The sequence below is a fragment of the Rhodococcus gannanensis genome (genome assembly GCF_042681175.1).
Taxonomy (GTDB): Bacteria; Actinomycetota; Actinomycetes; order Mycobacteriales; family Mycobacteriaceae; genus Rhodococcus_G; species Rhodococcus_G gannanensis.
Map to the genome: position 1 here is coordinate 773,464 of NZ_JBHUFB010000020.1, position 13,168 is coordinate 786,631.

The 13,168-nt window shown below is 67.9% G+C and carries 12 protein-coding genes; 3 read left to right on the forward strand and 9 right to left on the reverse strand.

The window, feature by feature from the left end:
• Positions 1 to 6 precede the first annotated feature (6 nt).
• A complete protein-coding gene (locus ACFSJG_RS24405; RefSeq protein WP_378487801.1) occupies positions 7 to 1,215 on the reverse strand; it encodes a CaiB/BaiF CoA transferase family protein in 1,209 nt (402 codons plus the stop codon).
• 1 nt (position 1,216) lies between these two features.
• Positions 1,217 to 2,404: an acyl-CoA dehydrogenase family protein gene (locus ACFSJG_RS24410; protein WP_378487802.1), complete on the reverse strand. Its 1,188-nt coding sequence runs from the start codon at positions 2,402 to 2,404 to the stop codon at positions 1,217 to 1,219.
• A gap of 112 nt (positions 2,405 to 2,516) precedes the next feature.
• On the opposite strand from ACFSJG_RS24410, the gene ACFSJG_RS24415 reads away from it, so the two are divergent.
• A complete protein-coding gene (locus tag ACFSJG_RS24415; RefSeq protein WP_378487803.1) occupies positions 2,517 to 3,740 on the forward strand; it encodes a CoA transferase in 1,224 nt (407 codons plus the stop codon).
• A 58-nt stretch (positions 3,741 to 3,798) separates the two neighbouring features.
• On the opposite strand, the gene ACFSJG_RS24420 is transcribed toward ACFSJG_RS24415, so the two are convergent.
• Both ACFSJG_RS24420 and ACFSJG_RS24425 read right to left on the reverse strand, forming a co-directional pair.
• On the reverse strand, positions 3,799 to 5,310 hold the full coding sequence (locus ACFSJG_RS24420; protein ID WP_378487804.1) for a TRAP transporter large permease: 1,512 nt from the start codon (positions 5,308 to 5,310) through the stop codon (positions 3,799 to 3,801).
• A complete protein-coding gene (locus tag ACFSJG_RS24425) occupies positions 5,307 to 5,909 on the reverse strand; it encodes a TRAP transporter small permease (protein WP_378487805.1) in 603 nt (200 codons plus the stop codon). The genes ACFSJG_RS24420 and ACFSJG_RS24425 overlap by 4 nt, the downstream gene beginning before the upstream one ends.
• A gap of 337 nt (positions 5,910 to 6,246) precedes the next feature.
• On the opposite strand from ACFSJG_RS24425, the gene ACFSJG_RS24430 reads away from it, so the two are divergent.
• Both ACFSJG_RS24430 and ACFSJG_RS24435 read left to right on the forward strand, forming a co-directional pair.
• On the forward strand, positions 6,247 to 6,675 hold the full coding sequence (locus ACFSJG_RS24430; RefSeq protein ID WP_378487806.1) for a Zn-ribbon domain-containing OB-fold protein: 429 nt from the start codon (positions 6,247 to 6,249) through the stop codon (positions 6,673 to 6,675).
• Positions 6,676 to 6,677: 2 nt separating this feature from the next.
• Positions 6,678 to 7,865: a thiolase C-terminal domain-containing protein gene (locus tag ACFSJG_RS24435; RefSeq protein ID WP_378487807.1), complete on the forward strand. Its 1,188-nt coding sequence runs from the start codon at positions 6,678 to 6,680 to the stop codon at positions 7,863 to 7,865.
• Positions 7,866 to 7,965: 100 nt separating this feature from the next.
• Here ACFSJG_RS24435 and ACFSJG_RS24440 read toward each other — a convergent pair whose 3' ends face one another.
• From ACFSJG_RS24440 to ACFSJG_RS24460, 5 genes are all read right to left on the reverse strand, one after another.
• Positions 7,966 to 9,258: an acyl-CoA dehydrogenase family protein gene (locus ACFSJG_RS24440; RefSeq protein ID WP_378487808.1), complete on the reverse strand. Its 1,293-nt coding sequence runs from the start codon at positions 9,256 to 9,258 to the stop codon at positions 7,966 to 7,968.
• Positions 9,259 to 9,323: 65 nt separating this feature from the next.
• Positions 9,324 to 10,088, reverse strand: coding sequence for an SDR family NAD(P)-dependent oxidoreductase (locus ACFSJG_RS24445; RefSeq protein ID WP_378487809.1), 765 nt, complete (start codon positions 10,086 to 10,088; stop codon positions 9,324 to 9,326).
• Complete coding sequence (locus ACFSJG_RS24450; RefSeq protein ID WP_378487810.1) at positions 10,085 to 11,176, reverse strand: NADP-dependent oxidoreductase; 1,092 nt, start codon at positions 11,174 to 11,176, stop codon at positions 10,085 to 10,087. Before ACFSJG_RS24450 ends, ACFSJG_RS24445 begins: the two co-directional genes overlap by 4 nt.
• A complete protein-coding gene (locus ACFSJG_RS24455; RefSeq protein WP_378487811.1) occupies positions 11,176 to 11,937 on the reverse strand; it encodes an SDR family NAD(P)-dependent oxidoreductase in 762 nt (253 codons plus the stop codon). The genes ACFSJG_RS24450 and ACFSJG_RS24455 overlap by 1 nt, the downstream gene beginning before the upstream one ends.
• Before the next feature lie 46 nt (positions 11,938 to 11,983).
• Complete coding sequence (locus ACFSJG_RS24460) at positions 11,984 to 13,162, reverse strand: thiolase family protein (RefSeq protein ID WP_378487812.1); 1,179 nt, start codon at positions 13,160 to 13,162, stop codon at positions 11,984 to 11,986.
• Between the last annotated feature and the right edge of the window lie 6 nt (positions 13,163 to 13,168).

Consider the following 13,168-nt stretch of genomic DNA (forward strand, 5'->3'; position numbering starts at 1 on the left):
GCGGCGCTACTGGACGACGCCTGCGGACCGCAGCGCGGCCACCTGCTCGTCGCTCAGTCCGAGTTCGGCGAGCACTGCGTCGGTCTGCTCCCCCAGCGCCGGCACCGCACCCATGCGCATCTCGACGTCCCGGAACGTCATCGGCGGCAGCACCGCCCGGATCGGTCCGGCTTCGGTCTGCACGTCCCGCCAGCGATCCCGTGCCTCGAGCTGGGGGTGGGCGATCAGGTCCTTCATGTCGCCGAGCTGAGCCGCCGGGATGCCGGCCTTCGCGAGCCGGTCGTCGAGCTCACCGGTGCTGAACCCGGAGGTGAGTTCACCGACCACGGCGTCCACCTCGGCCCGGTTCCGTACGCGCAGGATGTTGGTCGCGAACCGCGGATGGTCCGCGAGGTCCGGGCGTTCGAACACCTCGGTGACGAGTGTGCGCCAGCCCCGGTCGTTCTGGACTCCGATGAGGATCTGCCCGTCCCGGGTCGGATACCCGTCGTAGGGCGCGATGGAGGCGTGCGAGAGCCCCATTCGCTTGACCTGCACGTCCTGGTACATCTGCATGTACATCGGGTGACCGAGCCACTCGACCGTCGCGTCGAACATCGCGACGTCGATCGTGGCGCCCGTGCCGGTGCGCTCCCTCCGGAACAGGGCCGCCTGGATCGCGGTGAGCGCGTACATCCCGGCTGCGATGTCGGAGGTGGGGATGCCGGTCTTGGCGGCCGTCTCGGGTGTGCCCGTGATCGAGATCAGGCCGGTCTCGGCCTGCACCAGCATGTCGTAGGCCTTGCGGTCGACGAACGGTCCGGACGTTCCGTAGCCGGACATGTTGACCGCGATCAGCTCCGGGTGGTCGGCGCGCAGGTCCTCCGCCCCGAGTCCGAGCCGCTCGGCAGCGCCGGGGGCGGAATTCTGGATGAACACGTCGGCCTCGGCAACCAGTGCCTTCACCGCGGCGAGCCCCTCCGCCGCCTTGAGGTCGACGCAGATCGACTCCTTGCCACGGTTGAGCCACACGAAATGCGAAGCCAGGCCGTGCACCGCCGTGTCGTAGTTGCGGGCGAAGTCGCCCTCGCCGATGCGCTCGACCTTGATCACGCGGGCGCCGAGGTCGGCGAGGTGCCGGCTGGCGATGGGGGCGGCGACCGCCTGTTCGAGGCTGACGACGGTGACGCCCGCGAGCGGGAGATCGGTGTCCACGGTGTGGGTGTCGGAATCCATCTCAGCGACCTCCGCTCGCAGCAGCCCTCTTCGCGGCGTTCACCAGGCCACCGCCGATGATCAGACGCTGGATCTCACTGGTGCCCTCGTACAGTCGCAACAGGCGCACGTCACGGTAGATCCGTTCGACCGGAACGTCGCGCATGTAGCCGGTGCCGCCGTGGATCTGGACGCCGAGATCGGCTGCTCGGCCTGCCATTTCGGTGCAGTAGAGCTTGACCGCGGACGGCCCGATGCGGCGGTCCTCACCCGAGACGTAGCGTTCGGCCACCTCACGCACCATCGCGCGCCCGGCCATGACACCGGAGGCGATGTCGGCGATCATCGCCTGCACGAGCTGGAAGTCGCCGATCGGCGCGCCGCCCTGGGTTGCGGTCGCGGCGTATGTGACCGACTCGTCCAGCACCCGCTGCGCAGTACCCACCGCGAGCGCCGCGATGTGCACTCGACCGCGGGCCAGCGAGGTCATCGCGGCGCGGTATCCGACGTCCTCGCTACCACCCACCAGTGCGGACCGCGGAACCCGGACGTCGGTGAAATGCACATCGGCCGTCCAGGCGCCCTCCTGCCCCATCTTGCGGTCCTTGGGTGAGACCGCGACACCTGGAGTGTTCGCCGGCACGAGGAAGACCGCGATGCCGGTGCCGTTCTCGTCCGCGGACCGGGTACGGGCGAACACGACGAACAGGTCGGCCAGCGGCGCGTTGGTGATGAACCGCTTCTCGCCGTTGATCACCCAGTCGTCGCCGTCCCGCATTGCCTTCGTCCGCAGCCCGGCCGGATTGGAGCCGGCGCCCGGTTCGGTCAGGGCGAACGAGGCGACGACCTCACCGGAGGCGATGCCCTCGAGCCACTGCGCCTTCTGCTCGTCGGTGCCGAACCCCACGAGCACCTGCCCGGCGATGCCGTTGTTGGTGCCGAACATCGATCGCAGCGACAGCGCGGTGTAGCCGAATTCCATTGCCAGCTGGACGTCCTGGGTCAGATCCAGCCCGAGACCACTCCATTCCTGGGGGATCGCGTAGCCGAACAACCCCATCGCCGCGGCGTTCTTGCGGATGTCCTCGGGAATGCTGTCGGTGTCTGCGATTTCCTGCTCTCGCGGCACGACTTCCTTGCGAATGAACTCGCGGGTCTGCGCCAGGATGTCAGCGAAATCTTCCGGACCGACTGCCGAAACGGATGCCATGGTCAAAGTATTGCGCCCCATAATCATGCATGTCAATACTATGGTGTGATTTATTATCATTGTTTATGAAAGGGCCTGATCAGAGGCCGTTCCAACCGGAGGATCCACCATCATGACCCGATCGACCGCACCGACCAACCGCCCCCTCGAGGGCCTTCGCATCATCGAGATCTCGAGCTTCGTCGCATCGCCGCTGTGCGGCCTCACGCTGTGCCAGCTGGGCGCCGACGTCATCAGGATCGACCCGATCGGCGGAGCAGCAGACATCGACCGTTGGCCGCTGACAGCCGACGGCGAATCGATCTACTGGGCCGGACTCAACCGAGGTAAGCGGTCACTGGCACTCGATCTGCGCAGCGGCGAGGGACAGGACATCGTCCGGCGACTCGTCGCCGCACCAGCCGCCGGCGGCGGTATCCTCGTGACCAATTCCGCTGGCAGGCAATGGATGAATCACGAAACACTGTCTGCTTTGCGCCCGGACGTCATCACCCTCGAACTGCTGGGCCGCCGCGACGGCCGCCCGGCCGTGGACTACACCGTCAACGCGGCGCTCGGATTCCCCCAGGTCACCGGACCGGTGGACAACACCGGACCCGTGAACCACGTCCTGCCGGCCTGGGACGTCGCAGCCGGCCTGCACGCGGCCCTCGCCGTGGCAGCGGCCGTTCACAAGCGCACGGTCACCGGCGAGGGCTCCCGGATCGTGCTACCCCTCGAAGACGTCGCGCTCTCCACCGCGAGCGCGCTGGGCTACCTCACCGAGGTGCAGGTCAACGGAACCGGACGCCACGGCACCGGCAACGACGTGTACGGCACCTACGGAACGGATTTCCTCACCGCCGACGACGAGCGGTTCATGATCGTCGCCCTGACGCCGCGGCACTTCCGCGACCTGGTGACGGTCACGGGAACCGAGAAGCCCGTCGCCGCACTCGAAGCCGCCCTCGGCACCGACTTCACCCGCGAGAGCGACCGATTCGAGCATCGTGACGTTCTCACCGCGCTCTTCGCCCGATGGTTCCGCTCGCACCCCGCCGACGAGGTCGGCCGGGCGCTGGCCGCCTCCTCGGTCCTGCACGAGCGGTACCGCACCTTCGCGCAGGTGGTCGAGTCGGGATCCCTCGAGACCAACCCCCTCTTCGCCCGGCTCGCACAGCCTCGCATCGGCGACCATCTCGCCGCCGCGATGCCTGCCTCGTTCGACGGAGACCATCTGCACTCCGGACCCGCCGCCCGGATGGGATCGGACGGCCCGGACGTCCTGCGCGACGTCCTCTCCCTCGACGACGACGAAGTTGCCGCGCTGACCGCCGCGGGCGTTCTCGCACGCTAGCGCACACGAGTTCGGCCGGAAGGGAATCCCTTCCGGCCGAACTCGTGTGCAGATCGAGCTAGCCGCCGGAGCGGTCCGGTAGGTAGGTCGAGATCTCCGGGAAGAAGATCAGGACGAGGACGACGACGATCGCCATCGGCAGGAACCACATCGACGCGACGAAGACGTCCTTGAGCGGAATGTTCTTGCCGAGGTTGACCTTGGGGTCCTTGGCGATGGAGTGAATGACCATGGCCAGGATGCCGACCGGCGGGGACAGGATCGCCAGCTCACCCATGAACACGGTGAAGGCACCGAACCAGAGCAGCGAGATGTCCAGGGACTCGAGCGTCGGGATCAGGATCGGGACGGTGAGCACCATCATCGGCAGCGGCTCCATGAAGGCACCGAGCAGCAGGTAGATCAGCGTCATCAGCAGCAGGAACTCGACCCGACCGAGGTCCATCCCGGTGATCATGTCGGCGAAGCCGTTGCTGATGCCGGTCAGGGTCATCATCCGGGACAGCGCCTCGACACCGATGAGCAGCAGGAACACCGCGCCCACCGTCGACACCGTGCCGATCGCACCGTCCGCGATGGCGCGCATCGCACCACCGGTCTTGCGCTTCCAGATGAACACCACACCCACCGAGCACAGTGCCGCGACCGCACCCGCCTCGGTCGCCGTGAAGACACCGGAGAACATGCCGCCGATGATGACGAAGATCAGGACCGGAACCGGCCATGCGGCGAGGAGGCTGCCGAAGCGTTCCTTCCAGCTCACCTGCGCGGCTTCGCGCCGGCTCTCCTTCGTGCCCGCCAGGTCCTTGCCGAACACCGCGAAGAGGACGATCGCGATGCTGAACAGGATCGCGACCAGGATGCCGGGGCCGATGCCCGCAAGCAGCGCCTTGCCGACCGGAACCTCGGCGATGCCCGCGTACAGCACGAGCAGAATGCTCGGCGGGATCAGCTGGCCGGGCAGGCCGGCGACGATGACGGCACCGATCGCGAGACGGCGGTCGTAGCCGGCCTTGAGCATCTCGGGGATGCCGATGCGGCCGAGGGCGTAGGCGGTACCGGTGGTGGATCCGCTGACGGCCGCGAGGCCGGCGCCGGCGACATTGGTACCGACCGCGAGACCGCCGGGCATCCAGCCGAGCCAGTGGCGGGCGGCGGTGTAGAGGGTGGAGGTCAGACCGGACTTCCACATCAGCAGGCCCATGAGCACGAACATCGGGACGACGCTGAGGGTCCAGCTGGCAACCTGGTCGTAGGGCAGTGTGGTCAGCGCACTGACGACGGTCTTCTCACCGCGAATCGCGTAGAGACCAGCGAAGGACGGGATGATCATCGTCATCGCGACGGGAACCCGCAGGAACAGCAGCACAAGCATCATCACCAGTGCCGCACAGCCGATCGCTCCGGGCTTGAGGGGCATGAAGATGGCGGCCGTCGAGGCGATCAGCAGGACGATGAGGGTGCCGAAGACGGTCCAGGACCGGACGGTGTGCTTGTTGCTCGGTCCGACCGGCGGCGGGCTGACCGGAGTCTTGTCCGCATTCTCTGCGGGTGCGGCGGCGGTGGTCATTTCTTCTCCGAATCCGATGTGGCGAGAGCCGAGGCCTCGAGCGCGTGCTCGGCCTCCATCTCGGCGTTGAGGCGTTCGACTTCGGCGTCGGTCGCGTCCTCGTCCTCGAACCCGCGCAGGGCACGGACGGCAGCAAACGCGATCTGGACGGTGAGTACTCCGAAGGCGAGCGGCACGAGGTACATCACCGGCCAGGACACGACCGTGGAGACGCCGGCGGTCTTCCCGATGGAGTGGGCGTGATTCGCCTCCTCGAGGCCGTACCAGGCGAATCCGGCCGTCACGATCGCGGTGAGGGCGTAACCGAAGAACAGCACCCACCGGCGGAAGCGCGGCGGGAAGTAGTGGGTCACGAGGTCCGCGACGATGTGCTCGCCACGGGCCTGAGCCGCCATGAACCCGAGCAGCGCGATGATCGGCAGGTAGACGTACTGGGTGATCTCGAGGGTGTTCGGGATCGGGCTCGAGGCGAAGGCACGCAGCAGCGCATTGGCCGTCACGTGCAGCATCATGACGAAGAGCACGACGACTGCCGGAACCTCGATGAAGAGCAGCAGCCGGTTCGGCCACTTACTCGAAGCGCTCGATGATGCGCTCATGTGAACTCCGCAGGATTGAGGGGATGGGACGCGGTGACACTCACTTCGGGAGGTCGAGTGTCGGCGGCGCGATTCGGCGTCCGGATCGACGATGTCCACTCGCCGTCGGTCGTGATCCACGTCACCGTCAATGCGCATATCATTCGCCTGAATTAGAACGAAAGTCAAGCTTCTATGCGAATGATTTGCCTGAACTGTGGATTTGGCCTGCGTACACCTCGGGCGCCGTCCGCGCGGGCAACTTGACGGGACAGAGACCGGCGTCACAGAATGCCCAATAGATGAATACCATTATCTACATTTGTGGACAATCCGTTCCGGACGCCGAGGAGGCCGCATGAGTCGACCGGTCCCCCCGCTCAAGCCCCTGCCACTCGCCGACGAGATCACGTCGCCGTACTGGGCCGCGGCGCTGAAACACCAGCTGGCCCTGCAGTTCTGCGAGACGTGCGATCGTGCCGTGCACCTGCCCGCGCCGTCCTGCCCGCGCTGCACGGGTACCGCCCTGACCTGGCGGGAGCACTCCGGGCGCGGCACCCTGTACTCGTACACGGTGATGCACGATTCGCCCGGGCCCGGCTTCGCCGACTCCCTCCCGTACATCGTCGGCGTCGTGGAGATCGACGAACAGCCCGGCCTCCTGATCACGACCAACGTGCTCGACGCCACCCCCGCCGAGCTACGCATCGGCATGCCGCTGGAAGTGACGTTCGAGGAGCTCGCGCCGGACTCGGTCGTGCCCCAGTTCCGCCCGAGAAGGGGATGACCATGTGGGATTTTCGTGACAAGGTCGCGATCGCCGGTATCGGCTACACCGAACTCATCCGGCGCAACCCGAGGTCGCTGGCCGACCTGACCGTCGAGGCGACCGACCTGGCCCTGGCCGATGCCGGACTGAGCCGCAGCGACATCGACGGCCTCGCCACCACACCGACCATGCCGGTGTACGGCGGAGAGAAGGGCAACCAGGACGGCGTCGACGTCGTCACCCCTGGCTTCCTGGCACAGTCACTCGGCATCCGCGACGCCATCACCTGGCTGGGAAACACCACCCCGATGGTCACGCACGCCGCGATCGACGCGATCAACGCGCTCGTCGCCGGCGCCTGCACACATGTCGTGCTCTACCGCGCCCTCCACATGCCCGTGGGGCGCTATTCGAACTACACGGCCACCCATGCGGGAGGCAAGGATCAGTTTTTCGCGCCGTACGGGTTCTCCATGCCGGCGGGCTGGGCCGCCACCGTGGCGCGCCGCTACCTGGATCTGGCGGGCGCGACCCGGGATTCACTGGCCAACTTCGTCGTCGGCAACCGGGAGAACGCGCACCGCAATCCGAATGCCTTCTTCCGCGGCAAGACGCTGACGAAGGAGGACTACCTGTCGTCGCGGATGATCGCGGACCCGATCACGATGCTGGACTGCGACCTCCCGGTCGACGGCGCCGTCGCGATGGTCCTCACCCGCACCGAACGGGCACGCGAGCTGCGGAAACCCCCGGCACTGATCACCGGGTACGCCACGAGCAACCACGTCGGTGCCACCGGCGTCCCCATGGCGTTGGACGACATTCTCGACGGAGCCGCCCGCACCGGTGAACGTCTCTGGGCCGCAGCCGGAATCGATCGCTCGGAGATCGACGTGGCGCAGCTCTACGACGGCTTCTCGATCTTCACGTACACCTGGCTCGAGGGTCTCGGCTTCGTCGACCGTGGCGAGGCCGCCGGCTTCATCGACGACGGCAACGCCCGCCTCACCGGGTCGCTGCCGATCAACACAGGGGGCGGCTGCCTCGCCGAGGGCCGCCTGCACGGCATGACCCAGCTGACCGAGGCCGCCTACCAGGTGACCGATCGCGCGGAAGGCCGTCAGGTCCACGGCGCGAACCGCTCGGTGGTCACCGTCTCCAATGGTCTGGCCGGCTCCACCGCATTCGTCATCAGCCGCGACCGCTGACGCCACGCCCACCGCCGCCCGCCCCCATCCCGGGGCGGGCGGGTAGTGAACACGGACGGCCCCGGAGCGGATGCTCCGGGGCCGTCCTCGCGTGTGCGTTCTAGGTGTCGAGGGCGCCGAGTTCGGCCGCGAACTTGGCGCGCGCCTGCTCCTCGAGCGCCGGCACGTGGTAACTCGGGAACAGTCCCTCGTGCGGGGTCGCGTCACGCAGCAGCTGACGAGCGAGGCTGACCTTGTGGATCTCGGTCGCGCCGTCGGCGAGGCCCATGTGGTACGACTCGAACAGCCACTTGCCCAGGGGCAGTTCCTTGGACACGCCGAGCGCACCGTGCAACTGTACCGCCCGCGAGGACACGTCGAGAAGGACCTTCGGCATCGCCGCCTTGACCGCCGCGATGTCCCTGATGACCTTGCGGTAGTCGTTCTCCTGGTCGATCCGCCATGCGGTCCGCAGCACCAGCAACCGGAACTGCTCGAGCTGGAGCCACGAGTCGGCGATCATCTCCTGCACCATCTGCTGGTCACCGAGACGCTTGCCGCGTGTCGTGCGGGAGACTGCGCGCTCGAGCATCATGTCGAGGGACCGCTTCACGAGGCCTACCGTGCGCATCGCGTGGTGGATGCGACCGCCACCGAGACGGGTCTGCGCCACCTCGAATCCCTGTCCGACGCCACCGAGGATGTGGTCCTTGGGGATCCGCACGTCGGTCCAGCGGGTGTAGGCGTGGGTTCCGACCTCGTAGTCGTGGCCCCACACCCCGGTGTTGCGAACGATCTCGAGGCCGGGGGTCTCGGCCGGGACGATGAACTGCGACAGTCGCCGGTGCGGCTCCGCCTCCGGATCCGTCACGGCCATCACGATGTAGAACGATGCGAACCGGGCGTTCGAGCCGAACCACTTCTCGCCGTTGATGACCCACTCGTCGCCGTCGAGGACCGCGGTGGTCTCGAACTCGACCGGGTTCGACCCGCCCTGCGGCTCGGTCATCGCGTAGCAGGACACGATCTCGTTCTCGATGAGCGGCTTGAGGTACCGCTCCTTGAGCTCCGGGGTGCCGTAGTGCGCGAGGATCTCGGTGTTACCCGAGTCGGGCGCCTGCGCGCCGAACACGATCGGACCCGAGTGGGTCCGGCCGACGATCTCGTTGAGCAGGGCCAGCTTCAGCTGCCCGTAGCCCTGGCCGCCGAGCTCGGGGCCCAGGTGCGTCGCCCACAGGCCCTTCTCCCGAACCTTGTCCTGCAGCGGCGGGATCAGCTTCTGCCGCAGTGGATCCTTCAGGTCCCACGCGTGGGTGATGACCTGGTCGATCGGCTCGACCTCGGTGGTGACGAACTCGTCGGCCCAGTCGAGCACCTTCTGGTACTCCGGGTCGGTGTCGAATCCCCAGCTCATGTCCTGGTTCCTTTCTCGAAAAGTCGGTCGGCCCTCCGCGGAGGACCGTCGGCACGTGGCCGGGGTCAGCGCATCGCGGTGCGGCCGCCGTCGACCGGCAGGATCGCGCCGGAGGTGTAGGTGGAGCCGGGACCCGCGAGATACAGCGCGGCACCGATGATCTCGTCGGGATTGCCGGCCCGGCCCAGCGGCAGTGCCGCCATCTTCTCGGCGACCACGTCCATGTCCCACGACTTGCTGATGTCCGTCAGGAACGGCCCGGCCATGATCGCGTTGACGCGAACATTCGGCCCGTACGCCTGCGCGAAGCCCTTGGTCAGGATGTTCAGTCCGGCCTTCGCCGCGGCGTAGGGCAGGTCACCCGGGGTGGGGCGCTCCGAGGCGATCGAACTGATGTTGATGATCGATCCGCCCGCACCCGCGGCCATCCGCGGCGCGATCAGCGTCGTCAGACGGAATGCGCCCTTGAGGTTGACGTCGAAGACCTTGTCGAACAGCGCCTCCGAGATCGCTTCGAGGCTCGAGTACAGCGGCGACATTCCGGCATTGTTGACCAGGATGTCGACCTTGCCGAACTCCTCGTAGGCGCGGGCCACCAGCTGATCCTGGGCGTCCCAGTCGCCGACGTGGCAGGCGACGGGCAACGCGCGGCGGCCGGTGGTCTCGGCCACCTCGGCCGCCAGCGCCTCACAGCTGTCGATCTTCCGGCTGACGATGATCGTGTCCGCGCCCGCGTTTGCGAACGCCAGCACCATCTCCCGGCCCAGTCCCCGGCTACCACCAGTGACGAGAGCGACCTTGCCCTCCAGGGGAAGTGCGGGTGCCGTCATCGTTGTACCTCCTTGTCGGGCGAGTACGTCCCGCCGAGAACCTGTGAACTGCCGGCGCCGTCGGCCGCCAGAGGGACGATCGCCTTGCCGGTCGCACTGCCGTCCAACATGCCGGCGAACGCGTCCCACGCGCCCGCGACCCCACCGCCGAACTCGGTGTGCACCGGACGGACCAGGCCGGACCGGATCCACCCGGACATCTGTTCCTCGAACTCGTCCCGCGCGTCCAGGTGGTCGCGTAGCAGGAACCCCTCCATCCGAGCCCGGCGCCAGATCAGCTTGATGAGATTGCTCGGCCCGGGTTGCGGCGTCGCCTCGTTGTAGATGCTGATCATCCCGCACAGCGCGATACGCGCGTGATCGTTGATCACCCGGATCGCCGCCTCGAGGTGGTCGCCGCCGACGTTGTCGAAGTACACGTCGAGGCCACTCGCGCCGAGGTCCTCGAGCGCCCCGCGCAGTTGGTGGGTGATCGAACCGTCGTGGTGGTCGAACACGACGTCGGCGCCGAGGTCACGGACCAGGTCCACCTTCGCGGGCGAGCCCGCGCTCGCGATCACCCGTGCACCCCGGATCTTGGCGAGCTGGACGGCGGTCGACCCGACCGCACCGGCTGCGGAGGACACGAACACCACGTCACCCGGGACGACCCGTGCGATCCGGTCGATGCCGATCCATGCGGTCATCCCGGGGATGCCGAGCACGCTCAGGTGTACCGCGGGATCCATGCCGTGCTCGTCGAGGACCCGGCACTCCCCGACCGGAACGAGCGTGTGTTCGCGCCAGCCGAAGTCGTGCAGGACCAGCGCCCCGGCGGGCAATGCCGGGTCGTCCGACCCGGTGACCCGACCGACGGTCGGGGCCCGCAGTGGTTCGCCGATCGGATACGGCTCCGCGTAGTTCGATTCGCCGCCCATCCGGCCACGCATGTACGGCTCGACGGACATCACGAGGTTGTGTACGCGCACCATGCCCGGTTCGGGGGTGGGGAGCGGGCGCGCGATCAGCTCGACATCGGAGTCGAGCGGGCGTCCGGAGGGACGTGCGCGCAGGACCCACTCGCGGCTGTCGACCGTCTCGGCGGACATCAGCGCGTTGCCATCCGAATGGCGCCGTCGAGCCGCACGACCTCGCCATTGATCATCGGGTTGGACACGATGTGCACTGCAAGGGAACCGAATTCCTTCGGGTCACCCAGGCGGCTCGGGTGCGGGGTCTGCGCGCCGAGGGACGCCTTCGCCTCGTCGTTCAGACCAGCGAGCAGCGGGGTGTCGAACAGACCCGGGGCGATGGAGACGACCCGAATCGCGAGCGAGGCGAGGTCGCGGGCCAGCGGCAGCGTCATGCCGGCGACGCCCGCCTTCGATGCCGCGTACGCGGCCTGTCCGATCTGCCCCTCGAACGCCGCGACCGAGGCGGTTGTCACGATCACGCCGCGCTCCTCCCCGTCGAGTTCGAGCCACGACATCCGCTCGGCCGCCAGGCGGATCACGTTGAACGTGCCGATCAGGTTGATCGTGACGACGCGAGTGAACACGTCGAGCGGGAACACGCCCTGGCGTCCGACCACTCGCAACGACTTGCCGGTACCCGCGCAACTGACCACTGCCCGGAGTTCACCGAACTTCTCCGCCGCGTCGAGCGCTTCGGTGACGGCCGCCTCGTCACAGATGTCGGCGGGCGCGAAGAGCGCGTTCTCACCCAGTTCAGCCGCGACCTCGGCACCGTTCGACGTCGGCAGGTCCAGCAGGACCACCTTCGCCCCCTGCTCGAGCAACTGCCGGGCGGTCGCCAGTCCGAGACCGGACGCACCACCGGTCACGACGGTGACCTTGCCATTGATGTTCACGAGTGTGCCTTCCTTGACTGCGGTCGGGAGATACGTTGCCGGATGGTCAGATTCGCTCGACGAGGAGCGCGTTCGCCATGCCGCCGTGCTCGCACATGGTCTGCAGGCCGTAACGGCCGCCCGTGCGCTCGAGTTCGCCGACCATCGTGGCGAGCAGTCGCACACCGGACGCACCGATCGCGTGGCCGAGCGCGATGGCGCCACCGGCCGGGTTCAGGCGCCCGAGGTCCGCGTCGAGTTCGCGTGCCCACGCCAACGGCACCGACGCGAATGCCTCGTTGACCTCGTAGACGTCGATGTCCCCGATGGCGAGTCCGGTGCGATCGAGGATCTTGCGGGTGGCCGGGATCGGCGCGGTGAGCATGTACAGCGGGTCGTCGCCCGCGACGGCGAAGTCGACGAAGCGGGCGCGGGGCGTCAGCCCGAGCTCCGCGGCCTTCTCCTCCGACATGATGAGCGTGGCCGCGGCGGCGTCCGTCAGCGGCGACGAGTTGCCGGGCGTGATCATCCAGCCCAGTCCGGGGAAGCGCCGCTCCGCCGCCTCCGAGCGGAAGGAGGCACGCAGCGCGCCCAGGCTCTCCAGTGTGGTGGCGGCACGGATCGTCTCGTCGGCGGTGTGCGCACCCGCGGGCACGGCGACCGGCACGATCTCGCGGTCGAAGTGGCCGGCCTCGGCGGCGGCTGCCGCCCGGCGGTGCGACTCGTACGCGTAGGCGTCGACGTCGTCGCGATTGATGTTCCACTTCTTCGCCACCAGTTCGGCTGACACGCCCTGGCTGACCCAACCCTCCGGATACCGCTGCGCCAGGCCTACTCCGACCAGGTCCTTCCCCATCGGGGCGGTGCCCATCGGGACGCGGCTCATCGACTCGACGCCGCAGGCGATCACGACGTCGTAGGCGCCTGCGATGACGCCCTGCGCGGCGAAGTGCACCGCCTGCTGGCTCGACCCGCACGCCCGGGTGACTGTCGTCGCGGGCGTCGTCTCGGGCAGTCCCGCCGCGAGCATGGCCGAGCGGGTGATGTTGCCCGCCTGCTCGGACGCCTGGCTGACGGTGCCACCGATGACATCGTCGACGAGCACGGGGTCGATGGTGTTGCGGGACATCAGTGCCCACAGGACCTCGGCGAGCAGGTCGATCGGGTGGACGTCGGACAGCGCGCCGCCGACCTTGCCCCTACCCGACGCCGAGCGAACGACGTCGACGATCACGGCATTACGCATGGATCC

What these genes read in the sequence shown, in the direction of transcription:
- ACFSJG_RS24410 (WP_378487802.1), bottom strand. Translation starts at nt 2,404, where the DNA reads ATGGCATCCGTTTCGGCAGTCGGTCCGGAAGATTTCGCTGACATCCTG.
- ACFSJG_RS24445 (WP_378487809.1), bottom strand. Translation starts at nt 10,088, where the DNA reads ATGACGGCACCCGCACTTCCCCTGGAGGGCAAGGTCGCTCTCGTCACT.
- ACFSJG_RS24460 (WP_378487812.1), bottom strand. Translation starts at nt 13,162, where the DNA reads ATGCGTAATGCCGTGATCGTCGACGTCGTTCGCTCGGCGTCGGGTAGG.
- ACFSJG_RS24450 (WP_378487810.1), bottom strand. Translation starts at nt 11,176, where the DNA reads ATGTCCGCCGAGACGGTCGACAGCCGCGAGTGGGTCCTGCGCGCACGT.
- ACFSJG_RS24405 (WP_378487801.1), bottom strand. Translation starts at nt 1,215, where the DNA reads ATGGATTCCGACACCCACACCGTGGACACCGATCTCCCGCTCGCGGGC.
- ACFSJG_RS24430 (WP_378487806.1), top strand. Translation starts at nt 6,247, where the DNA reads ATGAGTCGACCGGTCCCCCCGCTCAAGCCCCTGCCACTCGCCGACGAG.
- ACFSJG_RS24425 (WP_378487805.1), bottom strand. Translation starts at nt 5,909, where the DNA reads ATGAGCGCATCATCGAGCGCTTCGAGTAAGTGGCCGAACCGGCTGCTG.
- ACFSJG_RS24435 (WP_378487807.1), top strand. Translation starts at nt 6,678, where the DNA reads ATGTGGGATTTTCGTGACAAGGTCGCGATCGCCGGTATCGGCTACACC.
- ACFSJG_RS24415 (WP_378487803.1), top strand. Translation starts at nt 2,517, where the DNA reads ATGACCCGATCGACCGCACCGACCAACCGCCCCCTCGAGGGCCTTCGC.
- ACFSJG_RS24420 (WP_378487804.1), bottom strand. Translation starts at nt 5,310, where the DNA reads ATGACCACCGCCGCCGCACCCGCAGAGAATGCGGACAAGACTCCGGTC.
- ACFSJG_RS24440 (WP_378487808.1), bottom strand. Translation starts at nt 9,258, where the DNA reads ATGAGCTGGGGATTCGACACCGACCCGGAGTACCAGAAGGTGCTCGAC.